Below are 25452 nucleotides of genomic sequence, written 5' to 3'. Positions count from 1 at the left end.
GGGTCGCGCACCGCGTCGGGCGGCCTACGCGGCGTTCGGCAGGCCGTACGCGTCCGCGATCAGTTCGTAGCTGCGCAGCCGCGCCTCCCCGCCGTGCGCGTTGGCGGTGATCATCAGCTCGTCGGCCCCGGTGCGCTTGGCCAGGTCGTCCAGGCCGCCCCGGACCGCGTCGGCGGTGCCGTGGACGACGTTGGCGAGCCAGCCGTCGACGAACTCCCGCTCCATCGGGGAGAAGTCGTACGCCGCCGCCTCCTCGGGGCTCGGGATCAGCCCCGGCCGGCCGGTGCGCAGCCGGACCATGGACAGCGCCCCGGTCAGCACCTGGCGCCGGGCCTCGCGCTCGTCGTCGGCGGCCAGCGCCGAGACGCCGATGAGGGCGTACGGGGCGTCCAGCACGGCGGAGGGCCGGAAGGACTCGCGGTACAGGTCGAGCGCCGGGACGGTGTTCTGCGCCGAGAAGTGGTGGGCGAAGGCGAACGGCAGCCCGAGGGTACCGGCCAGCCGGGCGCTGAAGCCGGAGGACCCCAGCAGCCAGACCGGCGGCCGGTGCGCGGACTGCACACCGCCGGGCGCGGTCGCCTGGACGGGGCCCGGCACGGCGTGGATCCGGCTGTACGGGTGGCCGTCGGGGAACTCGTCGTCCAGGAAGCGGATCAGCTCCATGAGCTGCTGCGGGAAGTCGTCCGCCCCCTCGTTGAGCCGGTCGCTCCGGCGCAGCGCCGCCGCCGTCGCCCCGTCCGTACCGGGGGCGCGGCCGAGGCCGAGGTCGATCCGGCCCGGGGCCATCGCCTCCAGCGTGCCGAACTGCTCGGCGATCACCAGGGGCGCGTGGTTGGGCAGCATCACGCCGCCGGAGCCGAGCCGGATGCGCTCGGTGTGGGCGGCGATGTGCGCGAGGATCACGGCCGGGGAGGACGAGGCGACCCCGGGCATGGAGTGGTGCTCGGCCACCCAGAAGCGGTGGAAGCCGCGGCTCTCGGTCAGCTTCGCGATCTCCACGCTGGTGCGCAGGGCCTGGCTCGCGGTGCGGCCCTGCCCCACGGTGACCAGGTCCAGGACGGAGAGCGGGACGGCGGCCGTGCCGGCCGCGGTGCCCCGGATCCCGTCGGGGTCGGCCGGGCTCCCGCCCGTCCCGCCGCTGGTCTGGTCGCCTCGGATGTCGTCCACGTGTCGGCTCTCCCGGTGCTGCTGGCGTACGTCTGCGTATCGGAGCGGTACAACAGGAGGGCGGCTCCGTTTTATTCCCGGCGCCGGGGAGCCGCTGGACGGCCGGGGCCTGCGGCAGCGCCCCGCGACGGCCGCCCTTCGCTTCCGGACGACCGCTCCCGTACACCGACGGCGGCTGCTCCCTTACTTCGGTGTCTACCTGCTCCCGCACTGCGGCGCCCGTCTACTCCCGCACCTCGATGCCCTTCGGCTCCAGCTGGCGCAGCACCGGCTCGCGCGTGGCGAACAGGGTGCCGAGCGTGGGGGCCCAGGTGCGGCGGTCGGTGAGGCGCAGGCCCTCCCAGACCGTGACCTGGTTGGCCGTGAGGACCGGCTTGCCGATCAGCTCCTCCAGCTCCGGGATGTACGCAGTGGTGTGCAGGGCGGTGTCCGGGACCAGCACCACCTCGGCGTCCGGGTCGTCCGCCTCCCGCACCAGCCGCTTCACCTCGTCCGGGCCCCAGGTCGCGGCCTCGGCGGCCGTGGCGGCCCCGCCGGAAGCGGCCGCCACCACCTCCACGCCCCCCGCTTCCAGGAACTGGGCGAAGAGCCCGGTGACGTCCTCCGGATAGGGCGCGGCGACGGCGACCCGGGCGGCCCCCACCTCGCGCACGGCGTGGACGAAGCCGAAGGAGGTGCTGGAGGCGGGCAGGCCGGCCGTGCGGGCGAGCGCGGCGATCTGCTCGTGGGCGCCGTCCCACCCCAGCCCGAAGCTGCCGCCGCTGGAGGCCCACACCAGCGCCTCGGCCCCGGCGAGCCGCAGCTCCTCGACGCCTTCGGCGATCCGGGCGGCCGCCCCCTGCTCGCGCAGCGCGTCGGCGCGGTAGGCGCCCTCGCCGGTCTCGGTGGAGAACAGGGGCAGCCGGATGTCGGTGTCGAGCAGGATCTCGGTCCGCGGGAAGTCGTCCTCGGCGGCGTGGCCCGGGTAGAGAAGTCCTACGGTCGTCATGTCCACCCTTTCCTGTACGTCGGCGGCGCGCCGCGCGGCGGGCGGCCCCCTGACGGGGTCGCGGCGGGCCTCCGGCCGGTCCGGCGGCCCCTGACCGCGCGACCGGTCACTCTTGCCCCGACTTGTTCCCAGTATTCCCCCGGCGGCCCGCCGGGGCGCGCGGCCGGACCCGCCGCACGCGGGCGTTCCCCGGGCCGCCCATACCCCGGGCGCGGGCGGCCGGGCCTCGTTGACGCGGGGGTGACCTGCTGGAAGCGTGGTGCAGAGGGCACGCCCGCTCGCCACACCCGTTTCGCCTCGCCCGCTCGTCATGTCCGCTCGTCATGTCCGCCGGCCACGGTCGTTCACCTCGCCCGCTCGTCACGCTCGTTCGCCTCGCCCGCTTCGCCTCGCCCCGTTCGTCACGTCCCGTTCGTCACGTCCGTTCTGCCGCGGAGGGCCGATCGCCGATGCCGGATCCCGTGCTGCTCGTCCTCGACGCCGCTCCCTCGCCCCGGCTCGGCCGGCTCACCGGCCGGGCGGACGTGCGGTACGCCGACTCCGGGTCCCTCGCCGGGCTGCTTCCCGCCGCCGACGCGCTGCTCGTGTGGGACGTGGCCTCGGACGCGGTGCGCGCGGCCTGGCCGGGGCCGGGGCGACGGCCGCGCTGGGTGCACACGGCGGGCGCGGACGTGGACCGGATCCTCTGCCCGGAGCTGGTCGCGTCCGACACCGTCCTGACCACCGCGCGGGGCGTCTTCGAGCGGCCGGTCGCGGAGCACGTGGCGGGGCTGGTGCTCGCCCTCGCCCAGGACCTCCCCGGGACCCTGGAGCTCCAGCGGCAGCGGCGCAGCCGTCCCCGCGAGGGACGCCGGGTGGCCGGGACGCGGGCGGTGGTGGTCGGCGCGGGGCCGGTCGGCCGGGAGATCACCCGGCTGCTGCACGGGCTGGGGGTGACGGTGGCCCTGGTAGGGCGCACCGCCCGGCGCACCATCCACGGGGCGGCCGACCTGGACCCGCTGGCGGCGCGGGCGGACTGGGTGATCGCGGCGGTGCCGCTGACCAATCGGACGCGCGGGATGTTCGACCGCCGCTTCTTCGGGCTGCTCCAGCCCTCGGCGTGCTTCGTCAACGTGGGGCGCGCGGCCTGCGTGGTGCGGGCCGATCTCGTGGACGCGCTGGAGCGCCGCTGGTTCGCGGGCGCGGCGCTGGACGTGTTCGAGGACGAACCCCCAGTGGCGGACGACCCGTTGTGGGACGTACCGGGGCTGCTGGTCGTGCCGCGGCCGAGCGGGGACAGGGCGGGGTGGCGGGACCGGCTGAGCGAGCGGTTCGTCGCGCTGTACGAACGGTGGGAGCGGGGCGAGCCGTTGCCGGACCCGGTGGACAAGGAGCGCGGTTACGTCCCCTCCCCGGACCTCTCCGGGGAGACCGGACGCCGCCCGGCGATCGCGCCCCCTCCTCCCGCCCGGCCCGTGCCCGACGCCGACCGTGACCGGCCGTCCGACGTTCCGCCCCCGCCGGTCAGCGGGTGAGCGGGGCGGCGCGAGTGACGAACGCCTCGATCGCCTCCCGCGCTTCGGCGTACAGCGCGTCGTGCGTCTCCTGGTCGCCGGCGGTCGAGACGTCCCGGGTGCGCTCGTACGCCTGCTCGGCGGCGCGGACCACCTCCGGGTCGTCGGTGAGGAGTTTGACCCGGTAGAGCGCCTGCCGGGCGACCGTCCGCAGCCGGTGGGCCTCGTCGCGCGCCTCGACGAACACCTCCACCCGGTCGTCCTCGCCCCGCACCATGCGGTACCAGCGGCCCGCCTGGCCGTGCCGGTACTCCTCCGCCGCCGAGGCGAACGCGCTGTAGGTGGCCGTGCGTTCCTGCCGCAGCGCCTCCGACCGCGCGAACCGCTCGGTGCGCGCGGCCGCGAGGCGCTGGAAGAGATGGGTGACCACGGCCCCCAGGAGGGTGCCGCCGACCGCCACGACGCTTGTCCATATCGCAACCATGGCGCCAGCTGATCACAGAAGTGGCCGACGGGGAGTCATGAACCGTACGGGACGGGGGAACACGCCCCGCACACCTCCGGTCGCCCTCAGCCCCGCTCCGGGCACGGGAAGGTCACCTTCCGGCCACCGTTGGGTTACATGCCCCCGGGTTCCTGCATAGACGTACGGGATCGGGCAGGCGCTCACCCTGTCCGGACTGTTCGACCTCCAGGAGATTGCGAACCATGGCTGAATTCCCGAACCTGTCCCGCCGGGGTTTCCTCAACGGAACGGCGGCCGTGGGCGGCCTCCTCGTCGTTCCCGGCCTCCTCACCGCGTGCAGCAAGACCGACTCCGGCTCCGCGACGGGCGAGGGCGCCCTCGACAAGCTCCGCAAGCAGGGCTTCGTCCGGGTGGCGTACGCCAACGAGGCCCCGTACGGCTACCTGGAGGGCAAGGAGCTCAAGGGCGAGGCCCCGACCCTGCACCGGGAGATCTTCAAGGCCCTCGGCGTGGACGAGCTGAAGCCGACGCTCTCCGAGTGGGACGGGCTGATCCCCGGGCTCCAGGCGGGCAAGTACGACGTGGTCAGCGCGGGCATGGCCATCACCCCCGAGCGCTGCGGCAACGCGATCTTCTCCGAGCCGGAGTTCATCTCGCCGACCGCCCTGATGGTGCGGAAGGGCAACCCGAAGAAGGTCACCGACCTGGCGTCCGCGAAGAAGGCGGGCATCACCATCGGCGTCATGTCCGGTGCGGTCGAGGGAGGTTACGCCAAGGGCGCGGGCATATCCGAGGACCGGATCAAGACGCTGCAGAAGCCCCAGGACGGGGCCGACGCCGTCAAGGGCGGTCGGATCGACGCCTTCCTGCTCACCGGCATCTCGCTGCGCTGGCTGGCCAAGACCAACCCGGACACCGAGGTCACCGAGCCGTTCGTGCCGCAGGTCGACGGCAAGGAGCAGTTCTCGCCCGGCGGCGCGGTGTTCCGCAAGGGCAACGAGGACCTGCGGGACTCCTTCAACCGCGAGCTGAAGAAGATCGTCTCCGACCGCTCCCGCTATGTGCAGTTGCTGGAGCCGTACGGCTTCGGGGAGTCGGAGATCCCGCCGCAGGACCTCAGGACCGCGGACCTGTGCGCGGGCTGACCGGGCGGGCGGGCACGCATGAGTGACTTCTTCTCCCTCCTCGTCGAGGAGTTCCCCCGAGTCCGGTCGGGCCTGTGGGTGACGGTCCAGGCCACCGTCCTCGGCGCGCTGCTGGCCGGGGCGCTGGCCTTCGCGCTCGGACTGGCGGCGGGCAGCAGGCTGCTCCTGGCCCGGGGGGTCTCCCGGGTGGTCGTGGAGTTCTTCCGGGGCACGTCCCTCTACATCCAGTTGTTCTGGCTCTACTACGCGATGCCGCTGGTGACCGGGTACGAACTGACCCCGGTCGTCTGCGGGGTGGTCGCGTTCGGCCTCAACTTCGGTGCGTACGGCGCCGAAGTGGTGCGCGGGGCGATCAACTCCGTGCCGCGCGGGCAGTACGAGGCGGCCGTCGCGCTCAACCTCAGCCCCACCAGGCGGTTGTGGAAGGTGATCCTGCCGCAGGCGTGGGTGCAGATGATCCCGAGCTTCACCAACCTGCTGATCCAGCTCCTGAAGGCGACCCCGCTGCTGTGGCTGATCTCGGCCGCCGACCTGATGACGGTGGTCCAGCAGCTGCGCGACCGCACCGGTGAGACACTCACCGCCTATCTGACCCTGCTGGCCGCCTACTTCGTGCTGGCGTACGCCCTGACGATGCTGATGAACCTGCTGGAGCGCGGCGCCAAGCGGCGGCTCGGCCTGGACACGGGCGCGAAGAGCCTGTTCAAGAGCCGCAGCGCGTCCACGACCGCCGTGGGAGGTACGCCGTGAACGGCTTCGACTGGGACGTCGCCCTGGATTCGCTGCCCGTCCTGCTGGGAGGGTTCCTCCGGGTCACCCTGCTCGCCACGGCGCTCGGCACCCTGGTGGCGGCCGTGCTGGGGCTGGTCGTCGCGATGGCCGGGCGCGCCCCCACCCGGTTCGTGACCGTCCCCGTGCGGGTCGTCACGGAGTTCGTCCGCTCCACCCCGCTGCTGGTGCAACTGGTCGGCGCGGCCGCGCTGTTCAACACGGTGGAGCCGTTGTACATCGGCATCGCGGTGCTGGGCGTCCACTACGCCGCGTACACCTCCGAGGTCTACCGGGCCGGGATCGACGGCGTGCCGAAGGGCCAGTGGGAGGCGTGCCGCGCGCTGTCGCTGTCGCCCCGGCGGACCTGGCAGGCGGTGATCCTGCCGCAGGCGGTGCGCAACGTGCTGCCCGCACTCGGGAACTACGCGATCTCGATGTTCAAGGAGACGCCGTTCCTGGCCGTGATCACGGTGCAGGAGATGGTCTTCGAGGCCCGGAAGTACGGGGCCGACCACTTCGCGTACACCGAGGTGTTCACCCTCGCCGGCCTGATCTTCCTGGTCGCGAGCTACCCCACGTCGCTGTTGATGAGAAAGCTGGAGAAGCGCCTTGGCCACTGAACCCCTCCCCCTGCAGAAGACGGACTCGCCGGGGCCGGCCGCCGCTCCCGAGGACGCCGCCCCGGCCCCGGCCCGTACCGGCGAGCCGCTGGTGCGGTTCGACAAGGTGGTCAAGCGCTACGGCGACCACGTGGTCCTGGACGAGCTGGACTTCACCGTGGACCGCGGCGAGCACGTCACCCTGATCGGGCCCAGCGGCTCGGGCAAGACCACGATCCTGCGGCTGCTGATGACGCTGGAGAAGGTCAGCGGCGGCGTGATCTGGGTCGACGGCTCCCCGCTGTCCCACGTACGGGCCCCGGACGGCTCGCTCAAGCCGGCGGGCGAGAAGCAGTTGCGGGAGTCCCGGAAGAAGATCGGGATGGTCTTCCAGCAGTTCAACCTCTTCCCGAACATGAAGGTGATCCAGAACGTCACCGAGGCGCCGGTCAGCGTGCTCGGCAGGAGCCGCGAGGAGGCCGAGGTCCGGGCGCGGGAGCTGCTGGACCTGGTCGGGCTCTCGGCGAAGATCGACGCCCACCCCTCGCAGCTCTCCGGAGGGCAGCAGCAGCGGGTGGCGATCGCGCGGGCGCTGGCGATGGAGCCGGAGATCCTGCTGCTCGACGAGGTGACCTCGGCGCTCGACCCTGAGCTGGTGGCCGGGGTGCTGGAGCTGCTCTGCGACATCGCCCGCGACACCGACATCACCATGCTCTGCGTGACCCACGAGATGAGCTTCGCCCGGGACGTCTCGGAGAAGGTCCTGATGTTCGACGCGGGACGGATCGTGGAGTCGGGATCGCCGGAGAAAATATTCACGGATCCGTCCCACGAACGTACGCGCGAATTCCTCAACGCGGTGCTGTGACCTCGCCGTTGACCCATCGCCCATGACTCTGGCATATGCCATACGGGTGCGCCCCAGCTAGCGGCTCCGGGGCGCATCCACCGGCTCACCGACTGCCGCCCCACGGGCGGGTTCCGGGGGCTATCGTGGGGCGAAAGCTTGCGGTCACAACCTGGCAGGGGGACACCGTGGCGTTGAGGCCCGAGCCGACCGCGCCGTTCCACTCGGTGCAGTACGCGCTGCGCGTGCTGGAGACGGTCTCCAAGTACGGCGACGGGGTGTCCGGCGCCCGGATCGCCCGCGAGACCGGGCTGCCGGCCGGACACCTCGCCCCGCTGCTCCTCACCCTGCGGCGCGAGGGCTATGTGGAGGAGGTCGGCGGCGGCGCGTACGTCGTCGGGGCCTCGCTCCTGATGCTCGGCTCCGGGGCCGCCCGCCGCCAGGCCCTGGAGGGCCGCCTCCAGAACACGCTGGCCGAACTGCGCGACGCCGTCGGCGCGGCGGTCTACCTCAGCCGCTACACCGACGGAGAGGTCAGCGTGGTCCAGGTGGCGGACGGCCCGCTCACGCCCGCCGTCAACGAGTGGGTGGACTTCCGCTCCGCCGCACACGCCAGCGCGGCCGGGAAGTGCCTGCTGGCCCAGCTCGACCACGACGCACGGCGGGACCACGTCTCGCGGCACCGGCCGGCCCGGCTCACCTCCCGGACGATCACCGACGAGAAGATCCTCTTCTCCCAGCTCGACGCCCAGGCGGCCACGGTCCCGGTGCTGGACCTCCAGGAGTACGCGGTGGGCACCGTCTGCGCGGCCGTGCCGCTGACGGCCGGTTCCTCGGCGGGCTGCCTGGCGCTCTCGCTGCCGATCCAGGAGGCCCACCGGCTGCGCTCGGCCGCCGAGACCCTGAGCCGCCGGGCGGCCCCGGTCCTGCTGGCGCTCGCGCTGTAGCGGCGGGCCCGGCGCCCGCAGGGGCCGGGAACCGCCCGCGATCCGGACCGAAGGGGCACGGGAGCCGGCCGGACGGGGGCGGGAGGGCGTCGCGGAGGGGGCCTCGGAGGCGGGTGTCATCAGCACCCCCGAGGACCAGGTATTATTTTCGAGTCAGCAGGCGCCGTTAGCTCAGTTGGTTAGAGCAGCTGACTCTTAATCAGCGGGTCCGGGGTTCGAGTCCCTGACGGCGCACGACAGACTGTGGGGCGGTCTCCTTCGCGGAGACCGCCCCACAGTGCTTTTCCCCTGGACCGTCCGGCGATGAGAGGCGCGGTGGGGCCGGGCCTCAGGGCGGGCCGGCGGTCACTCGTGGCCGTCGCGCGACGGCCGGAGGAGCGTCAGGATCAGTGATCAGAACTTGACGTCGGAGCAGGCGTAGAACGCGTTGGCGGTGTCCGCGACGTTCCAGACGGCGAGGATGATGTGCTTGCCGGTCTTCTGCGTGGGGATCGTGCCCTGGTGGGTCAGGGTGGCCGGCGGCTGCTTGTTGCCGTAGGGCACGGTCATGAAGGGCTGCGATTCGAGCGCGGCCCGGGTGAGCGGCTTGGTGGAGTCCCAGCCGTCCTTGGTGATGTAGTAGCGGAAGTCGCTGGTGGAGTGGCGGGCGGTGAACTGCCAGCGGAAGCTGTAGCCCTGTCCGCCGGTGACCTGGGTGGCCGGCCAGTTGCCGCCGCGCGGGTCGTCGAGCTGGGCGAACTGTCCGTTGCCGCCGGAGCAGATCTTGCCGTCCGCCGGCCCTGCCGCCGGGAAGCCCTTGAGCCCCTCGACGCTCTGCGGCTCCCACTGGATGTTGCCGCAACCGGTCACCGTGCCGTTGGCACAGAGCTTCTGGCGGCTGATCGGGGAGTCCGTGTATCCGTGGCTGCTGGCACTGGTGGTCGCGAGCACCGAGACGCCCGCTATCGCCAGACCGATCACTGCCGCGCTTGCCTTTTTCCGCATGGGCTGTCGCTCCTCTAGAACGTGGGGGAGGTTCCATGAGCATTGCTCGACTGCTGCGCGCTTGGTACGTGGTGCTGTGCATGCGAGGTACTGCGGTCTAGACCAAGTCCTAGATTATTGACGGCGCATGAACATGTCCAGACCAATGAGCGTCATATTCCGCAAGGACCCCCGGGGCGGTCACCGGACCGGCCCCGGGGGTCCCCGAGCACCTCTCGAATCTCCTCGGCCCCTCAGGCCCCGTCCCCGGCCCCGCTGCGGCCGGTGTAGAAGGCGACGGTCAAGTCCTTGACGAGCGCCTTGCGTTCATAGTCGTCCAGCTCGACGATGCCCCGCGTGGTCAGCCGGTTGACCGTGTCGTCCACCGCGTCCACCACCGAAGTCAGCACGCTGTCCCGGTGCTTGGAGTCGATCGCGGCGATCCGCCGCCGCTGCATCGCGGCCGCGACCTCGGGGGCGTACTCGATGCCGGTCGGCTGCGCCGAGTACACCTCCACGCCCACCGGCTCGCAGTCCGCCTTCAGCAGCCGGGTCAGCGCGTCGCCGACCGCCTCGGCGTCGCGCAGGCTGGGGGCGTCCTCGTGGAACGCGTCGGCGGGCAGCTGGGAGAGGACCCGGGCCAGCGCGGCCTCGACCTGGGCGCTCAGGTACGCCTCGTGGTCCTCGATGCCGAGGGCGGCCCGGACCGTGTCCTTGATCCGCCACACCACGAGGACGACGACGCGCAGCGCGGTGCCGGTCGCGTCCACGGCGGGCAGCGGTTCGCTGCGCCAGTGCCGCAGCCGTACGTCGACGCGGCGGCGCAGCAGCAGGGGCGAGACCCAGACGAGACCGGTGCGCCGGACGCTGCCCCGGTAGTCGCCGAAGAGCGTCAGCACCCAGGCGTACCCGACCCGGCCCCGGCCCAGGCCGCCGAGCGCGAGGAGCGTCACGGTGGTGAGGGCGGCGAGCAGGGCCCAGGCGCCGGCCCCGATGCCGAGGTCGGGCCGGGGCGTGAGCCCGGCGGCCGTCTGCCAGGCGGCGGGCAGGACGCCCCGCCACCACAGGACGGCCAGCCCGCCGGCGATCGCGGCGGCGCCGGCGAGGAGGGCGGCGGAGCCGGGGAGCGCGGGGCCGGGCCGCTCGGTGAGCCGGGGGTCGGCGTCCGGGGCGGGCCGGGTCGACGGCCGCACCCGGGTCTGCGGCGAACGCGGCACCGGCGGGCGCCGGGTGGCGGGCGCGCGGTCCTCGACGGGCCGCCGGAGCACCCCGGCGGGGAGCGCCGTCGCCTCGGCGGGCTCCCGGTCGTCCCGGAAGAGCAGGTGGACGGGGATGGAGGCGGTGGTCTCGTTGCCGATGACGGAGTGCCGCCGGGCGGGGTACGGGGTGGTGGTGGTCGCGGTCGCCATGGAGGACGTCACCGAGGACACGGCCGCCGTCGCGGAGGCGTTCGCCGGGGAACCGGTCACGGTGGTGGCGGTGGTCGCCCCCGTGGTCACGGTGGCCGCCGCCCCGGTCGTCGGGGAGGCGGCGGGCTCGGCCGACGGGGAGGGTACGGAGAACGTGGCGGAGGCGGCCCGGTCACCGGCGGCCAGGTCCAGGACGAGGTCCAGCTCGGTGTCGGGTCCCGCGTCGTCCACGGGCCCCCGGGCCGGGGCGGTCCGGGGTGCGCGCCCGGCCTCGGGCCCGCCGTGGGCGGACGCCCCGGAGCCGTTGGCCGGCCCGGCCTCCGGCTTCCCCGCCCCGGGCTGCGCGCCCTTCGCCGTTCCGGTGTCCGCACTCCCCGCCCCGGACCCCCCGCCCCGGACCGTTCCGGCGTCCGGCTTCGCGCCGCCCGGCTCGGCCCCGTACGACGGGTGCGGGGTCCACTCCCCCGAGGGTTCGGTCCGCGCACGCCGGACGGGCTTGAAGTAGAGGTTGCCGTCCAGCGGCGCGGGGCGCGCCGGGGCGGTGCGGTCGGCGGACGGGCCCTCGGCGGCGGGCTTCGGGGCCTGCCGGTCGGCGGAGCGGCCCGGAGCGGGCACATCCGGGTCCGGCACCGGCCCGAGGTGCAGACTCACGCCCGGCGACTGCGGACCGGCGCCCCTGGGCGGTACGGACGAGGCAGCGCCCCCGGACGGTACGGGTGAGGCCGCGCCCCCGGGCGGAGAGGCGACCGGGGCCTCGCGCCCCGCCGCAGGGGAAGCCGAGGCCTTCCGGTCGGCCTGCGGGGAGGGGGAAGCCGTGTCCCCAGCCTGCGGGGAGGGAGAGGCCGTCCCCTCGGTCTGCCCGGAGGGCGAAGCCGTCTCCCCGGCCTGAGCGGAGAGCGAGGCCGCTCCGCCGGCCTGAGCGGAGGGACAGGCGGTGCCCCCGGCCTGCGCCGCTCCCGCGCCGGAAGGCGCGATCGGGCCTTCGTCCCGCTCCGGGGCGGGTGCCGGCTCCACCGGCCGGAACAAGGGCGGCGGAAGCAGCCCGCCCCTCGGCCCCCTCGCGCCGCTCGTCGGAGGCGCGAGGTCGGCCCCGGGCTGCGAGGAGAGATCGCCACCGGACCGAGCGGGGCCACCGCTTCGCGACACGGGGTCGCCACCGGACCCTACGAGGCCGCCGTCCCGCAGCACGGGGTCGCCACCGGACCGTACCGGGCCGCCCTCCCGCAGCACGGGGTCGCCGCCGAACAGGGGCGGCGGGCTCCCCCGGCCCGGCGGGGCGAAGAGCGACGGCGGAAGCCGGTCGTCCAGGGGGTGGGGGGCGGGGGTGGAGCTGGTGCGGGGGGACTGGTCGTCGTTGGGGGTCACCGGTACCCGATTCCTTTCCGTCGCTTCCGTCGCTTCCGTCACGCGAAGAGCCGGCGCCAGGTCTCCGGCCCCGGATATCCGTCGGCCGCACCGCCGCGCCAGCCCTGGGCCCGCTGGAACGCCTCGACGTTGCGGCGGTCCGCCTCGGTCCAGCGCGGGTCGGGGCCCGACACGTAGTGCTTGCCGTATCCCTTCTTCACCAACTGCCGACCGAGCCGCTCGACATGGCCGTTGTACTGACCCGGCTTGAAATAGCCGCGCCCGGGGAAGGTCGCGGCCGTATTCGGGCTTCCGCCCGCTCCGGTGGCCGGAATGTCCCGTCCGCCGCCGGTCGTCAGCAGCCGCCAGGTGTGCGGGCCCGGAAGGCCGTCCGCCTCCTTGCCCTGCCAGCCCTGCGCCCGCTGGAACGCCTGGGTCGCCCGCTGGTCCGCCGCGCTCCACACCGGCCCGGGGCCCGTCGTGTAGAACCGCCTGCCGCCCCGCTGGACCAGCATCTCCCCGAGCCGGGTGACGTGGGCGTTGTCGGCGCCCGGCCCGAACCGCCCCGCCCCCGGGAAGCCGGTGGAGGACCCGGAGCCGGGCGAGCCTCCCGCGACGCCCTTGTAGCGGTAGGCCACGTAGCGGCTGGAGTTGTTCCAGTACGCCATGGGGGTCGACTGCTTCCGCGTCTGCGGGCGCGCCTGCTCGTAGGCGAGGTAGTGGGTGCGCGCGGAGTCGCTCCAGCCGCCGAAGATCGTGACGTGCGAGCCCTTGGAGGGGTCGGCGGGGTTGTGGAAGAGCAGGATGTCGCCCGGCTGCAGATCGGAGCGGGCGATCCGGGTGGCGTAGCCGGCGAGGCTGCCCGTCCACTCGTTGTTCCCGAGGTTCCAGGCCATCGACACGAAGCCGGAGCAGTCCTGGCGGTACCCGTCCGACCAGTACTTCTCCATGCTGTACGGGACCTTCGCGGTCACCCACCGCTGGGCCCGGGCGAGGATCTCGGCGCGGGTCGTCGTGCGCACGGTGGACCCGGCGGACGGGGGGCCCGAGGCGCCGGTGCCCCCGAGCGGCCCCCTCTCCCCCTGCGGCGTGGCCGGTTCCGGGTCGGCTCCTCCATCGGCGCGCGGGGCCCGGTGGGCGTGGCCGGCGGCGGCCGCCGCCCCCGCGGCCCCGCAGGACAGCACCACCCCCGCGGCCGTGGCCAGCACCAGGGCGCGTCGCGCGCCGTGCGCCGCGGGGTGGCCGCCGCGGCGTACCGGCAGGGGCCTCACGGCGGTGCGCCGCCGCAGGGCGCACCCCGCGCACGGGCAGTCGATGGCGGGTTCGTACTCCTCGAAGACCGGCACAGTCATGCGATTCCCCTCCGCACTGTCATGTCGTCAAGATCTTTGGGCGCGGTCGCACCGGCCACCGGCATCTCAACTCATCGGACATATCGTATTTTGACGGAACAACGGAAAAAAACGACTATCCGACGGGGCGTGGCGGCCGGTAAATGGTTCGGAGCACCCCTGAAGGTCCGGTAGAGTTCTCCAGGTCAGCAGGCGCCGTTAGCTCAGTTGGTTAGAGCAGCTGACTCTTAATCAGCGGGTCCGGGGTTCGAGTCCCTGACGGCGCACGCACGGTCGAAGCCCCCTCACGTTCTGTGAGGGGGCTTTGATCATTCCCCGCCCGCCATCCGGCGACACTCCGCGCCCCTGTACGCGCGGCCACCCGCCGGAGGCGACCGCGTACGCCGTCGCGCACGCGGCTCCTCCGCGCGCCGCCGGTGCGACTGCTGTCCGTGCGCTCCCCTTCGGGTCCACTGCCCGCACCGTTCCCCACCGGCCGCACCGCTGTGCCCGTCGGGCCTCGTGTCCCGGCGCGGCACCCGGAGGGCCGCGCTCCGCCCCCGTACGCCGACCGGACCGGGGCGCCGGTTCCGGACAGGACGCGGAAAAGCGGGTCGGCCGCCCGGCCGCGCCCCTACAGTGGCGAGGGCCGGGGCTCCCGCACCCCCTTCGCCTCCCGTACCGCGCCGGGCCACTCCCGCAGCCGGGCGCACGCGGTCGAGGACCGGCCCGGCGGGCACGCCCCCAGGGAGGCGGCCGGCCGGGCCGGATGCGACGCGCGGCGCCCGTACGGAGCGCGGAGGAGCGGCGGTCAGGTGCGGCCGGCAAGCACCGCGGCCTGCGCCTGCTCACCGCCGTCCCCACTGCCCCGGTCACTGTCGCCGCCGCCCCGCGCGTCCTTCGCGCCGGTGAGGTAGGCGGAGACGACCACGTTCGCCGTGTACGAGCGGGTCTCCCGGTCGTACGTCCCGCCGCAGGTGATCAGCCGCAGCTCGGCCCGGCCTTCCTGACGGGGCCCGTACGCCTTCCGCGCGTCGAACCGCTCCCGGGTGACGAGCTGGACGTCGTCCACGGTGAACTCCGCGACGCTTCCGTCGGCCCGGGTGACCTCGATCCGGGCCCCCGGCTTCACCGCGCTGAGCTCGTAGAAGACGGCGGGCTCGGTCTCGGTGTCGACGTGGCCGACGAACAGGGCCGTGCCCTCCGCGCCGGGCCGGGTGCCGTCGCCGTACCAGCCGGCCGTCCTCGGCATGCCGAACGGGGGCGGGTCGATGGCCCCGTCCCCGTCGAGGCCGCGCGCCATGACGGGGGCCGCGATCCCCACGGAGGGGACCTCGACGCGCTCGGGGGGCGACCCGTCGAGCGGGTCGTGCGCCGGGGGCAGTGCGGCGGAGAAGGGGCGGCCGACCGCGGCCACGTCGCCGGTGGTGGGGCCCGACAGTCCGCCGAACCCACCGCCGGACTCCTTGCCCCAGAGCCACAGGCCGAGCAGCAGCACGGCCCAGGTCACTCCGGTGAGCAGTCGCCCGTTGCCTGCCGGGCTGTCCGGGGCGCTCATCTCAGCTGCCGGCCGGGTCGCGGCGGCGGCGCGAGGTGCGCAGGGCGACGGCGACGGCCGCGACGGCGGCGAGCACCAGGCCGATCACCGCGTGCCGGGTGCCGGGGCCCTGGGCTTCGGCGGACCGGTCGGCGAGGGTGGCGGCGCCTCCGCCGCCCGCCTTGACGGGTGCGGCGGGCGAGGGCCGGTTGTGGTGGACGACGGTGAGGGTGCCGGTGGCCCGGCTGCCGCTGTCCTCGCACGTCACCCAGACGTCGTAGGAGCGGGGTTCGGCGTCGGACCGGATGCGGGCCTCGGCGAAGAGGCCCCTCTCGTCGGCGGGCCGGAAGTGGGCGACCGAGGCGAAGGCGTCGGAGTTGCCCTTGGCCCGGCGGCCCTTGCCGCAGACGTCGGTCCAGAGTTCCACCTCGGCCCCCGGGGCGGTGGTGGACGGGGTGATCGAGACGGTGCCGGTGCGCCGGTCGTCGTCGCCGGCCGGTGCGGCCTGCGACGCCAGGGCCGCCGGGGCGGGGACGGATATGAGCGCGGCCGCCGCCACCGCACAGAACGTGATGGGTATGGAACGCATCGTGAACCTCCTACGGGAAGGTTCGGGTCTGCGGCGGCGGGCCGCATCCGCAGTCCCCCGTTCGGGCGACGCCGGGGCGTCGTCCGGGCGGCTGCGGACGCGGCCTGCGCGGGGCGGACGCGCCCTACGTGGCCGGCTTGCCGGCCTTCTCCGTCTGCTTGCCCTGGTCCACCTGGTCGGGGAGGTCGATGAGGTCGACCAGGTCCGCGATGGACTCGACGACGTGCGACGGGCCGAACGGGTAGCGGTCGACGTCGGCGACGGTGGTGAGCCCGGTGAGCACCAGGAAGGTCTGCATCCCCGCCTCCAGGCCCGCCAGCACGTCCGTGTCCATCCGGTCGCCGATCATGGCGCTGGTCTCGGAGTGCGCGCCGATGGCGTTGAGCCCGGTCCGCATCATCAGCGGGTTGGGCTTGCCCGCGAAGTACGGGTCCTTGCCGGTGGCCTTGGTGATGAGCGCGGCGACCGAACCGGTGGCGGGCAGCGGCCCCTCGGCGGACGGGCCGGTCTCGTCGGGGTTGGTGCAGATGAAGCGGGCGCCGCCGTTGATCAGCCGGATCGCCTTGGTCAGCGCCTCGAAGCTGTAGGTCCGGGTCTCTCCGAGCACGACGTAGTCGGGGTCGTGGTCGGTGAGGACGTACCCGATGTCGTGCAGGGCGGTGGTGAGGCCGGCCTCGCCGATGACGTACGCGGTGCCGCCGGGGCGCTGGTCGTCCAGGAACTGGGCGGTGGCGAGCGCGGAGGTCCAGATGTTCTCCACCGGCACGTCCAGGCCCATGCGCCGGAGCCGGGCGTGCAGGTCGCGCGCGGTGTAGATGGAGTTGTTGGTGAGGACGAGGAAGGGCAGCCCGGAATCCCGCAGCCGCTTGATGAAGGCATCGGCGCCGGGGATGGGGGTGCCCTCGTGGATGAGGACGCCGTCCATGTCGGTGAGCCAGGATGTGATGGGCTTGCGCTCTGCCATGTGTCGGGACTCCTGCCGTACGCACTGCGTGCTGGGGGTGCCCGGACCACGCCGTCCCGGCACCCCCAGCATAATTAGGCCGTGGTGATCTTGACCCCGTCGATCACCCAGTACCAGTTGTTGCTGCCGGTGTAGTGGAAACGGAAGCTCACGTTGGCGGCGCCGGAGGGGACGGCCAGGGTGATGGCCTGGGGCTGGGCGATCACGTCGGCGGTGTACCGCTTGACCTCGACGGGTGTTCCGCCGTTCCAGGAGGCGAGGACGCGGGCGCTCTGGGCGCCCTCCTGGCGGTAGTGGGTGGTGAAGCCGAGGGTCACGGCGGCCTTGCCCGCGACCGCGTACGCCGGGGTGACGAGGGTGGAGTCGAACGGTCCGGAGAACGTCTTGTCGGCCCACTCGTCGGAGTCGGCGACGGCGAAGACGCCCCGCGAGCGGACGTTCAGCTCGCGGGACTGGTCGCGCTGGCTGCGGCTCCAGAACTCGTCGGTGGCGAAGGACCAGCCGCGCCACTCGGCGACGCCCCCGGTGCCCATCGCCGAGTTCACGACGGACCAGCCGCTGGGCGCGGTGCGGGTCCAGCCGAGGACCCCGGCCGGGATGCCGGTCTCGTCGGCGCGGCCGGCGAGCGCCGGGTACAGGGTCTCGAACGGGTCGGTGGAGCGCTCCTGGATCGGCTTGCCGTCGAGGCCCCAGGAGGGGTCGGGGACGATGCCGAGCTGGTGGAAGACGGTGGCGGCGACGTCCACGAGCCGGGTGTCGGCGGGGCGGGCGCCGGGTGCGATGCCGGGTCCCTGGGCGAGGACGAAGGTACGGCGTTCCTCGATGGCGCTGCCGCCGTGGCCGCCCGCGTCGGTGTGGCCGTGGTCGGTGGTGACGATGACGGTCCACCGCTCGCCGGCGTAGGTGGGGCGGGCCTTGATGGCGGCGAGGAGGCGGCCGAGGTGGCCGTCCTGGACGTCGATCGCCTGGCGGTAGGCGGCGCTGGCCGCGCCGGAGTTGTGGCCGGCGATGTCGGTCTGGCCGAAGTAGACGAAGAGCACGTCCGGGTTCTGGTTCCGGAGGATCGACTCGGTCTCGGCGGCGATGGTGGCGTCGTGTGCGGTGTAGCCGTCGCGGTCGCCGTCGAGGACGAGTGTGGCGTCGGCGCCCGGGGTGACGGTCCCCTGGGCGTCCAGCGGCTTCCAGTCGACGGCGGCGTAGGTGGAGAGCTGGGGGCGGACCTGGGCGAGGCGGGCGAGGAAGCCGGGGTACTTCGCGTAGTTCTTCCCGGCGAAGGAGTTCTCCTTGACGCCGTGCTTGTCGGGCCAGACGCCGGTGGAGATCGTCGACCAGCCGGGCCCGGAGGAGGTGGCGGCCATCGGATCGGCGTACAGCAGCGAGGTGCCGTACGTCCCGTTCGCCATCATCGCCTTCAGGTGCGGGGCGTTGGCGGCGGCGATGACGTCGTGGCGGAGCCCGTCCATGCCGACGACGAGCACCTTGTCCTTGCTGGTGCCGTTCGGGAGGGTCGGCGCGGCGGCGAGGGCCGGGGAGGCGGTGGCGAGCGGGGAGACGGCGGCGGCCGTGGCGGCAGCGGCGGTGGTGGCGAGGACGGAGCGTCGGGACAGGGACCGGGGCACGTGTTCCTCCATGGAGGGGGGCAGGTCGATCGGGGCCGGACGTGAACGTGCTGCTGGACCAGACCCGTTACCTTCGCGAGATATCCGGGCCGGGTCCAGACCTTGGCAGGGATCCGTGGCCGAGAGGTGGCCGGTCAGCTTCCGGTGGCCGACTTCCAGGCGTCGATGTACGCGTCCAGGTTGGCGCCGATGTCGGACCAGTCGGGCTCGAAGATCTCCACGCCCTCCATGAGTCCGGCGAGTTCGACGGCGTTGGCGTCGGTGGCCTTGACGTCCTTGCGGGCGGCGAAGCCCCCGCCGACCGCGCTGACGTCGCGCTGGGCCTGCTCGGAGAGCATGAAGTCGAGGAGCTTCTTGCCGTTCTCGCTGTGCGGGGCCTTCGCGACGAGTCCGGCGGCGTACGGGAGGGCGAAGCTGGTGGGCTTTCCGTCGCCCTTGGCGGGGAACCAGATGCCGAGGTGGGGCATGTCCTTGGACTGGGCGAAGTTCATCTGGACGTCGCCGTTGGCGACGAGGAGTTCGCCCTTGTCGACCTTGGGGGCGAGCTTGCCGGTGGAGGCGGACGGGCCGACGTTGTTGGCCTGGAGCTTCTTCAGGTAGGCCATGGCGGGCTCCTTTCCGCCGAAGTCGTGCATGGCCTTGATGAGGACGGCGGTGCCGTCGCCCGCGACGCCGGGGGTGGAGTACTGGATCTTCTCCTTGTACGCGGGGGCGAGCAGCTCCTCCCAGGTGCGGGGCGGGGTCTTCAGCTCCTTGGTGTTGTGGATGAAGCCGAAGTAGTTGTTGACGACGGAGGTCCACGTGCCGTCGGCCGCGCGGTCGGCGCCGTCGACCTGGTCGGAGCCCTCGGGCTCGTACGCGGTCAGCAGCCCCTTCTTGTCGGCCTGCTGGATGAAGGGCGGGAGGGTGACGAGGACGTCGGCCTGGGTGTTGGACTTCTCGCGGGCGGCGCGCTGCACCATCTCGCCGGAGCCGCCCTCGACGTACTTCACGGTGATGCCGGTCTTCTTCTCGAAGTCCTTGAACACCTTGTCGTACCAGCCGTCGCCGTTCTCGCCTTTGAGGCCGTCGGCGCTGTAGACGGTGACGGACTTCGCGTCCGAGGCGGCGGAGGAGCCGCCGCAGGCGGTGAGGGTGAGGGCGGCGCAGGCGGCCAGGGGCAGGGCGAGGGTGCGGGCGGGGATGCGCATGGGTTTCTCCGGGAGGTGGTGGGGATCAGCGGTAGGAGGCACGGGTCCGGATGCGGGAGACGGCGGCCAGGACGAGCAGCGTCGTCGTCATCAGGACCACGGCGAGGGCGGCGCCGGTGAAGAGCGAGCCCCGGTCGGTGGCGGCGAAGATCTGCACGGGCAGCGGGGTCCAGTCCGGCGGGTAGAGCATCATCGTGGCGCTCAACTCCCCCATGGACAGGGCGAAGCAGAGCCCGGCGGCCGAGGTGAGCGAGGGCAGCAGCAGCGGCAGTCTCACCCGCCACAGGACGCGGGCGGGGCTCGCGCCGAGCCCCGCGGCGGCCTGTTCGTACATCGGGTCGAGGCGGCGTACGGCGGCGGCGACCGACTGGTAGGCGAACGCGGTGACCAGGACGGTGTGGGCGAGGATGACGATCCACCGCGTCCCGTTGAGCAGGACGGGCGGCTTGCTGTAGGCCACCAGGACCGCGAGGCCGACGACCACCGAGGGGACGGCGACCGGCAGGATGAACAGGGCGTCCAGGAACCGTTTGCCGCGGGTGCGAAGGGAGGCGGCGGCCAATGCGGCCCAGCCGCCGAGGGTGAGGGCCAGCACGCTCGCGGTGACGGCCGTGACCAGGCTGGTGGTCAGCGCCTGGAGCGAGTCTCCGCTGGTCGCGGCGGCGTAGCGCTCGACGGTGGGTCCGGAGGGGAAGGCTCCGGACCAGTGGGTGGCGAGGGACGCGGCGAGGATGACGAGCAGCGGCACCGCGAAGAGCGGGACGAAGAGGAGGAGGAAGACGGCCCAGGTGGCCCACTTCCCCGCCCGGCTATGCACCAGCACGGCGGCTCACCACCCGGTAGAGGCTGTAGAGGCCCACGGAGATCGCGATGTTGACGACGGCGACGACGCAGGCGGCGGCGTAGTCCGACTCCAGGATCGCCTTGCTGTAGACGAGCATCGGCAGCGTCGTGACGCCCTTCGCCCCGGTGAACAGGACGATCCCGAACTCGTTGAGGCACATCACCAGGACGAGGCTGCCGCCGGCGGCGAGGGCCGGCAGCGCCTCGGGGAGGATCACCCGCCGGATGATCCGGACGGGCCCGGCGCCGAGGGAGGATGCCACTTCCAGCTGGCCGGTGTCGAGTTGGGAGAACGCGGCGAGCAGGGGGCGCATCACGAACGGGGTGAAGTAGGTGATCTCGGCGAGCAGGACGCCCCACGGCGTGGTCAGGAAGTGGAAGGGCCCGTCGGCAGCCCCGGTGGCGCCGGTCCAGAGCCCGTTGGCCATCCCGACGGAACCATAGATGAACAGCAGCGCGAGGGTGATGAGGAAGGACGGGAAGGAGAGGAACACGTCGACGAAGCGGGCGACCGCCTTCCCGCCGGGGAACGGCACGAAGGCGATGACCAGCGCGAGGACGAACCCGAGGACGAGGCAGCCGGCCGTCGAGCCGAGGGCCAGCCACACGGTGGTGGTGAGCGCGTCGCGGAAGGACGCGGAGGCGAAGACCTCGGCGTACGGGTCGAGGGAGAGGCCGCCCTCGTCGGGGGTGAAGGACTGCTGGACGACGAGGGTGAGCGGGTAGAGGAACGCGAGCGCCAGCACGGCGACGGGCGGCAGCGCCCAGACCCAGGCGGGGACGGTGCGGGACCGGGCGGGGGCGGCGGCGGTCGCGGTGACGGCGGCGCCCGTGCGGGCGGTGCCGGTGGTGGCGGTCACGGGCCGACTCCCGCCGTGCCGGCCGCCCCCGCGGGGAGCAGCACCGCGTCCTCGGGGGCGAAGTGGAGGGTGACGGGTGTGCCGAGGGCCGGGGGTTCGCGCAGTTCGCGGAGGTCGGCCATGACGGGGTGGCCGTCGACGTCGGCGTGCAGGCGGTGGGTGGAGCCGCGCCACTGGACCTCGGTGACGGTGCCGGTGAGCGCGTTGGGCCCGGCGCCCAGGCCGACCAGGTGCGGCCGGACGCAGAGGGTGGCGGTGGCGCCCGGGGCGGCGGTGCCGGTGGGCACGGTGAGGGGGCGGTCGCCGAGTCCGACGGACCCGTCGCCGGTGACGGTGACCGGGAGCAGGTTGGCGTTGCCGACGAACGAGGCGGTGAACTCCGTACGGGGTCGCCGGTACAGCTCCCGCGGGGTGCCGCAGTCCTGGAGCCGGGCCCGGTCCATGACGGCGATCCGGTCGGCCAGGGTCAGCGCCTCCACCTGGTCGTGGGTGACGTACAGGATCGAGACGTCGGGCAACTCGCGGTGCAGTCGCGCCAGTTCGGCGAGCATTCCGGAGCGGAGGCGGGCGTCGAGGGCGGAGAGCGGTTCGTCCAGGAGCAGGACGCCGGGGCGGATGGCCAGCGCCCGCGCGATGGCGACGCGCTGCTGCTGGCCGCCGGAGAGCTCGCGCGGATGGCGTTCCGCGTACGTGGCCATGCCGACGAGTTCCAGGGCTTCGGCGACCCGGCCGGGGATCTCGGCCTTCGGGGTGCGGTGGGCCTTGAGCCCGAACGCCACGTTGTCCTTGACCTTGAGGTGCGGGAAGAGGGCGTAGCTCTGGACGACCATGCCGATGCCGCGCCGGTGCGGGGGCAGGGCGGTGACGTCCCGGCCGCCGAGGAAGACCCGCCCGGAGGCGGGCCGGACGAATCCGGCGACGGCGCGCAGGGCGGTGGTCTTGCCCGAACCGGACGGTCCGAGGAGGGCCATCACCTCGCCGGGCTCGACGGTGAGGTCGAGCCGGTCGAGGACGACGTTCCCCCCGTAGGAGACCGTGACCCCGTCGAAGCGGATGCCGCTGGGGGCGGGGGCGGTCGGGGCGGACCGGCCGGGGGCCGGGGCGGTCGGGACGGGTGTGGCCGGGGCGGGGGTGGGCGTGGCCCTGGTCGCGCGGCTCATGCCTCGGCCCGCGCGATGAGGTCGGGCAGGTCGGCGACGGAGCGGAGGACGTGGGTCGCGCCGTGCCGGGTCAGCTGCTCCTCGTCGTGCGCGCCGGTGAGGACCCCGGCGACGATCCCGGCGCCGGAGCGTACGCCGCTGAGCATGTCGTACGAGGTGTCGCCGGCCACCGCGATCCGCCGGACGTCGTCCACGGCGGCGGTACGCAGGAAGGCCGCCAGCACCATGTCCGGGTAGGGGCGCCCCCGGCCGCCGGCGTCGGCGGGGCAGAGGGTGAGCGGGACGAGGTCCTGCCAGCCGAGTGCGGTGAGGATGGCGTCCTGGGTGGGGCGGGCGAAGCCGGTGGTCAGGACGACGGTGCGGCCCTCGGCGGTGAGCCGTTCGACGGTCTCGCGGGCGCCGGGGAGCGGGGCGATGCGGCCGCCGTCGACGAGTTCCCCGTACGCCCCCTCGAAGGCGGTGTTGGCCTGCTGGGCCCGGTCCTCGTCGCCGAACAGGTGCCGGAAGACGGAGATCTTCGACTCGCCCATGGTGGCTCGCACATAGGCGAGTTGGCGGGCGTGCTCGTCGGACCCGGGCTGGACGCCGAGGCGTCGGGCGGCGGCCGAGAACGCCTGCTCGACAAGGCCGCCGTCGGCGACGGTGGTGCCGGCCATGTCGAGGACGACGAGGCCGAAGGGGTGTGCGGTCGCGGGTGTCGTGGAAGTCATGTGGTTCACCAGCCCAGTCGGTCTGCGGTCGTTTCGGCGATGGCGGGCGAGCAGGTCATGCCGCGCCCACCGGGCCCGGTGACGAGCCAGACCCCGTCGCGCACCTGCTGCCGGTGGACGACGCGCGAGGTGTCGGTGCACTGGGCGTAGACGCCCGCCCAGCGGTGGCGGATTCTCGGCAGCGGGCGGCCGAGGAAGGCTTCGACGACCCGGGTGAGGTGCTCGTAGGGCTCCTCGACGGTGTCGAAGGCGAAGGGGTGCTCGTACGCGTGGGTGTCCCCGATGGTCAACCCGCCGTCCCGCCGCTGGACCATGAGGAGTTGCATGCGGTGCTCGGCGGCGACGGGGTCCTGCGGCTGTCCGGCGTTGAGGGCGTCGAGCGCCTCGCTCCGGTAGGCGGGGTAGTAGCGGAAGCTGTCGGCGTCGGCGACCGAGGTGGTGAGGGGTTCGCCGAGCGGGTCGGTCTGCATCATCTGGAGGCGGACGCGGCGGACGGGGAGTTCGGGCCCGGTGAGTTCGCGGACCAGCCCGCCGAGCCACGCGCCGGTCGCGAGGATCACGGCGTCGCCGGTGTGGACGTCGCCGTGGTCGTCGCGCACCGAGGCGGTCCCGACGACCTCGCGCACCTCACGGCCGCCGAGGAAGGTGTACCGCCCGGAGGCCAGCAGGTGCTCCTTGAGCGCGAGTTGGGCGGTGCGGGGCTCGACCGCCGCGTCCCGCTCGCACCACAGGGCGGCGGTGAACGCGCCGCGCAGGGCCGGGTTGACCGCCCGCGCCTCGTCGGCGGTGAGCAGCTTGTAGCCGCGCGCCGCCGCGTCGGGCCGGGCGACGGCCGCCTCGGCGACGGCGACCTCGTACGCGGTGCGCAGCGGGGTCAGCGACCCGCACGGCCGGAAGCCGAGACCGGGCACCCGCTCCCCGATGCCCTCCCACAGCTCACGTGCGCGCAGGGCGGTTTCCAGCTCCTCACCACCGGCCCGGCCGCTGACCCATATCTGCCCGAAGTTGCGGAGCGATGCCCCGCGCGCCTCGCTCTCGCGCTCGATCTGTACGACCTCGTGGCCGCGGCTGACTGCGTGCCAGGCGTGCATGGTTCCCACCACGCCGGCTCCTACGACGATGACTCTCACGCCGGTCACGCTCCTCGCGGCGGATGTCCCGCACCCGTCCGGCCCTCGACGGGACGGTGAACGACCTCGCAAGTTTGGACCAGACCCGTTATGTTTCCGTTACCAAAAGGGCTCGTGCGGTGGCGTGTTCGCCGTGACCGAAGAGGCTGGTGCGGTGGCGCGGCTGTGCCCGAACGGGCTCGTGCGGTGGCGCTTTCGCCGTGCCGGAGGGGCCCGCTCAGCGCCGTTCGGCGCCCCGCAGACGGGTGGAGAAGGAGAAGCGGTCGCCCCGGAACAGGGTTCGCACGCGCTCCAGCGGGCGGCCGTCCGCGTCTCGGGAGAGGCGGTGGATCAGGAGCATCGGGAGAGCGGGCGGGGTGCCGATGAGCAGGGCTTCGCGCGGGGTGGCGAGCACCGTCTCGATCCGCTCGTCGGCGTCGCCGAACGCGATCCGGAGCCGGTCGTGGAGGTAGGCGTAGAAGGAGGAGTCCGGGTCGAACGCGGTGTCCAGGTCCGGGGCACGGGCGACGCCGACGTACGTGCTCTCCAGGCCGACGCGTTCGTCGTCCGCGAGGAGGAGGCGTTCCAGGTGCCAGACCGGTTCGCCCCGCTCGACCTCGATCTCGGCGGCCAGCGCCTCGGGGCAGGGGAAGCGGTCGAGCCCGATGAGGTGGCGGCCGGGTCGGCGACCCTGGCGGCGGACGCCCTCGGTGTAGCTGGCGAGCGAGAGCGGCTGTTCCAGCTTGGGCCCGGCGACGACGGTGCCGCGCCCCTGCCGGCGCAGCCGCCCTTCGAGGAGGAGTTCCCGCAGGGCCTGGCGGACGGTCTCGCGCGAGACCTCGTGCCGGAGGGCCAACTCCCGCTCGGTGGGCAGGAGCCCGCCCTCCCCCAACTCGTCCAGCAGCACCGCGATGCGGGCCTTGACCGCGTAGTACTTCGGGATGCGGCCGTGCTCGGGGATGCCGGAGCGGATCGGTGCGCCAGGTGCCTGGTCGTTCGGGTAGTCCACGGCCCGATCGTGGCAGACGCGGGTGAACGGGGCGGTACGGGGCTGTGTGGGGGGAGGTGTGCGGGGCGGTGGGAGTGACCGGGGTGGTGGGCCGGGGCTCGGTGCGGGGCGCCGGGCCGGGGCGCCCGGCGGTGGGCGGGGCGGTACGGGAGGTGGGCCGAGGCCGGGGCGCCCGTCGGCGCGTCGGGGGTCCGACCCCGGTCAGCCGACGGTTCGGTGGGCGCGGTGGATGCGGCGGGCGTACCGGAGCAGGCCGGCGCCGCCGAGCAGGAGCGCCCCCGCGGCGGCCCCGGTCCAGGCCGCCGACGCGGGCCCGGTCCGGGCGAGTTCGGGCAGCGGGCGGCCCGGTCCGTCGCGGGGCGGGAGGCCGGGGTCCGCGGGGAGGGCCGGAT

The 25452-nt window shown here is 73.6% G+C and carries 24 protein-coding genes and 2 tRNA genes; 8 read left to right on the top strand and 18 right to left on the bottom strand.

The window, feature by feature from the left end; genetic code table 11:
• Nucleotides 1-24: 24 nt before the first annotated feature.
• Both IF19_RS0131910 and IF19_RS0131905 read right to left on the bottom strand, forming a co-directional pair.
• A complete protein-coding gene (locus tag IF19_RS0131910; RefSeq protein ID WP_030113140.1) occupies nucleotides 25-1167 on the bottom strand; it encodes an LLM class flavin-dependent oxidoreductase in 1143 nt (380 codons plus the stop codon).
• Nucleotides 1168-1390: 223 nt separating this feature from the next.
• Complete coding sequence (locus IF19_RS0131905; RefSeq protein WP_030277878.1) at nucleotides 1391-2155, bottom strand: maleate cis-trans isomerase family protein; 765 nt, start codon at nucleotides 2153-2155, stop codon at nucleotides 1391-1393.
• Between the two features lie 449 nt (nucleotides 2156-2604).
• On the opposite strand from IF19_RS0131905, the gene IF19_RS0131900 reads away from it, so the two are divergent.
• Nucleotides 2605-3669 carry a D-2-hydroxyacid dehydrogenase gene (locus tag IF19_RS0131900; RefSeq protein ID WP_078581019.1) on the top strand — a complete coding sequence of 355 codons (1065 nt, stop codon included), beginning with the start codon at nucleotides 2605-2607 and terminating at the stop codon, nucleotides 3667-3669.
• Here the strand turns inward: IF19_RS0131900 and IF19_RS0131895 are convergent.
• Nucleotides 3659-4132 (bottom strand): hypothetical protein, encoded by a 474-nt coding sequence (locus IF19_RS0131895; protein ID WP_030113144.1) that lies wholly within the window; start codon nucleotides 4130-4132, stop codon nucleotides 3659-3661. The two genes, IF19_RS0131900 and IF19_RS0131895, sit on opposite strands and share 11 nt — an antisense overlap.
• 224 nt (nucleotides 4133-4356) lie before the next feature.
• On the opposite strand from IF19_RS0131895, the gene ehuB reads away from it, so the two are divergent.
• From ehuB to IF19_RS0131865, 6 genes are all read left to right on the top strand, one after another.
• Nucleotides 4357-5259, top strand: coding sequence for an ectoine/hydroxyectoine ABC transporter substrate-binding protein EhuB (ehuB, locus tag IF19_RS0131890; RefSeq protein WP_030113145.1), 903 nt, complete (start codon nucleotides 4357-4359; stop codon nucleotides 5257-5259).
• 18 nt (nucleotides 5260-5277) lie between these two features.
• The gene (ehuC, locus tag IF19_RS0131885; protein WP_030120211.1) at nucleotides 5278-6009 is read left to right on the top strand and encodes an ectoine/hydroxyectoine ABC transporter permease subunit EhuC; all 732 of its coding nucleotides are present in this window, start codon (nucleotides 5278-5280) and stop codon (nucleotides 6007-6009) included.
• Nucleotides 6006-6650: an ectoine/hydroxyectoine ABC transporter permease subunit EhuD gene (ehuD, locus tag IF19_RS0131880; protein WP_030113148.1), complete on the top strand. Its 645-nt coding sequence runs from the start codon at nucleotides 6006-6008 to the stop codon at nucleotides 6648-6650. Before ehuC ends, ehuD begins: the two co-directional genes overlap by 4 nt.
• Complete coding sequence (ehuA, locus tag IF19_RS0131875; RefSeq protein ID WP_030113149.1) at nucleotides 6640-7497, top strand: ectoine/hydroxyectoine ABC transporter ATP-binding protein EhuA; 858 nt, start codon at nucleotides 6640-6642, stop codon at nucleotides 7495-7497. Before ehuD ends, ehuA begins: the two co-directional genes overlap by 11 nt.
• A 167-nt stretch (nucleotides 7498-7664) precedes the next feature.
• On the top strand, nucleotides 7665-8423 hold the full coding sequence (locus IF19_RS0131870) for an IclR family transcriptional regulator (protein ID WP_030113150.1): 759 nt from the start codon (nucleotides 7665-7667) through the stop codon (nucleotides 8421-8423).
• A 160-nt stretch (nucleotides 8424-8583) separates the two neighbouring features.
• A tRNA-Lys gene (locus IF19_RS0131865) sits at nucleotides 8584-8657 on the top strand.
• A 159-nt stretch (nucleotides 8658-8816) separates the two neighbouring features.
• On the opposite strand, the gene IF19_RS0131860 is transcribed toward IF19_RS0131865, so the two are convergent.
• The 3 genes from IF19_RS0131860 to IF19_RS0131850 form a co-directional block, all read right to left on the bottom strand.
• Nucleotides 8817-9407, bottom strand: coding sequence for a lytic polysaccharide monooxygenase auxiliary activity family 9 protein (locus IF19_RS0131860; RefSeq protein ID WP_030113151.1), 591 nt, complete (start codon nucleotides 9405-9407; stop codon nucleotides 8817-8819).
• Between the two features lie 233 nt (nucleotides 9408-9640).
• Complete coding sequence (locus IF19_RS0131855; protein WP_418952754.1) at nucleotides 9641-11446, bottom strand: SPFH domain-containing protein; 1806 nt, start codon at nucleotides 11444-11446, stop codon at nucleotides 9641-9643.
• A 752-nt stretch (nucleotides 11447-12198) separates the two neighbouring features.
• Nucleotides 12199-13491 (bottom strand): peptidoglycan-binding protein, encoded by a 1293-nt coding sequence (locus tag IF19_RS0131850; protein WP_030113153.1) that lies wholly within the window; start codon nucleotides 13489-13491, stop codon nucleotides 12199-12201.
• Between the two features lie 192 nt (nucleotides 13492-13683).
• Here IF19_RS0131850 and IF19_RS0131845 point away from each other — a divergent pair.
• Nucleotides 13684-13757, top strand: a tRNA-Lys gene (locus IF19_RS0131845).
• Nucleotides 13758-14281: 524 nt separating this feature from the next.
• On the opposite strand, the gene IF19_RS0131840 is transcribed toward IF19_RS0131845, so the two are convergent.
• From IF19_RS0131840 to IF19_RS01000000135155, 12 genes are all read right to left on the bottom strand, one after another.
• Nucleotides 14282-15028: a class F sortase gene (locus IF19_RS0131840; protein WP_030120207.1), complete on the bottom strand. Its 747-nt coding sequence runs from the start codon at nucleotides 15026-15028 to the stop codon at nucleotides 14282-14284.
• Between the two features lies 1 nt (nucleotide 15029).
• Nucleotides 15030-15596 carry a hypothetical protein gene (locus IF19_RS0131835; RefSeq protein ID WP_030113155.1) on the bottom strand — a complete coding sequence of 189 codons (567 nt, stop codon included), beginning with the start codon at nucleotides 15594-15596 and terminating at the stop codon, nucleotides 15030-15032.
• A 124-nt stretch (nucleotides 15597-15720) separates the two neighbouring features.
• A complete protein-coding gene (locus tag IF19_RS0131830) occupies nucleotides 15721-16560 on the bottom strand; it encodes an HAD-IIA family hydrolase (protein ID WP_030113156.1) in 840 nt (279 codons plus the stop codon).
• Nucleotides 16561-16634: 74 nt separating this feature from the next.
• Nucleotides 16635-18179 carry an alkaline phosphatase family protein gene (locus IF19_RS0131825; protein WP_030113157.1) on the bottom strand — a complete coding sequence of 515 codons (1545 nt, stop codon included), beginning with the start codon at nucleotides 18177-18179 and terminating at the stop codon, nucleotides 16635-16637.
• 134 nt (nucleotides 18180-18313) lie between these two features.
• A complete protein-coding gene (locus tag IF19_RS0131820) occupies nucleotides 18314-19369 on the bottom strand; it encodes a 2-aminoethylphosphonate ABC transporter substrate-binding protein (protein WP_030113158.1) in 1056 nt (351 codons plus the stop codon).
• Nucleotides 19370-19394: 25 nt separating this feature from the next.
• Nucleotides 19395-20192: an ABC transporter permease gene (locus IF19_RS0131815; protein ID WP_030193330.1), complete on the bottom strand. Its 798-nt coding sequence runs from the start codon at nucleotides 20190-20192 to the stop codon at nucleotides 19395-19397.
• The gene (locus IF19_RS0131810; protein WP_030120206.1) at nucleotides 20179-21072 is read right to left on the bottom strand and encodes a 2-aminoethylphosphonate ABC transporter permease subunit; all 894 of its coding nucleotides are present in this window, start codon (nucleotides 21070-21072) and stop codon (nucleotides 20179-20181) included. Before IF19_RS0131810 ends, IF19_RS0131815 begins: the two co-directional genes overlap by 14 nt.
• Entirely contained in the window at nucleotides 21069-22232 is a 1164-nt protein-coding gene (locus IF19_RS0131805; RefSeq protein WP_234313239.1) for an ABC transporter ATP-binding protein, read from the bottom strand. Before IF19_RS0131805 ends, IF19_RS0131810 begins: the two co-directional genes overlap by 4 nt.
• A complete protein-coding gene (locus IF19_RS0131800; protein ID WP_030113163.1) occupies nucleotides 22229-22942 on the bottom strand; it encodes a phosphonatase-like hydrolase in 714 nt (237 codons plus the stop codon). The genes IF19_RS0131805 and IF19_RS0131800 overlap by 4 nt, the downstream gene beginning before the upstream one ends.
• A gap of 5 nt (nucleotides 22943-22947) precedes the next feature.
• Complete coding sequence (locus IF19_RS0131795; protein WP_030113164.1) at nucleotides 22948-24072, bottom strand: TIGR03364 family FAD-dependent oxidoreductase; 1125 nt, start codon at nucleotides 24070-24072, stop codon at nucleotides 22948-22950.
• A 217-nt stretch (nucleotides 24073-24289) separates the two neighbouring features.
• Nucleotides 24290-25060, bottom strand: coding sequence for a GntR family transcriptional regulator (locus IF19_RS0131790; RefSeq protein WP_030113165.1), 771 nt, complete (start codon nucleotides 25058-25060; stop codon nucleotides 24290-24292).
• Nucleotides 25061-25261: 201 nt separating this feature from the next.
• Nucleotides 25262-25452: LPXTG cell wall anchor domain-containing protein (locus IF19_RS01000000135155; protein WP_032788683.1), on the bottom strand; the 191-nt coding region annotated here is incomplete at its 5' end.

Source organism: Streptomyces californicus (assembly GCF_000717645.1).
In the GTDB taxonomy this organism is placed as follows: Bacteria; Actinomycetota; Actinomycetes; order Streptomycetales; family Streptomycetaceae; genus Streptomyces; species Streptomyces californicus.
Note: the sequence above shows the minus strand (reverse complement) of the source record. Positions and strands in the feature narration are given on the sequence as shown.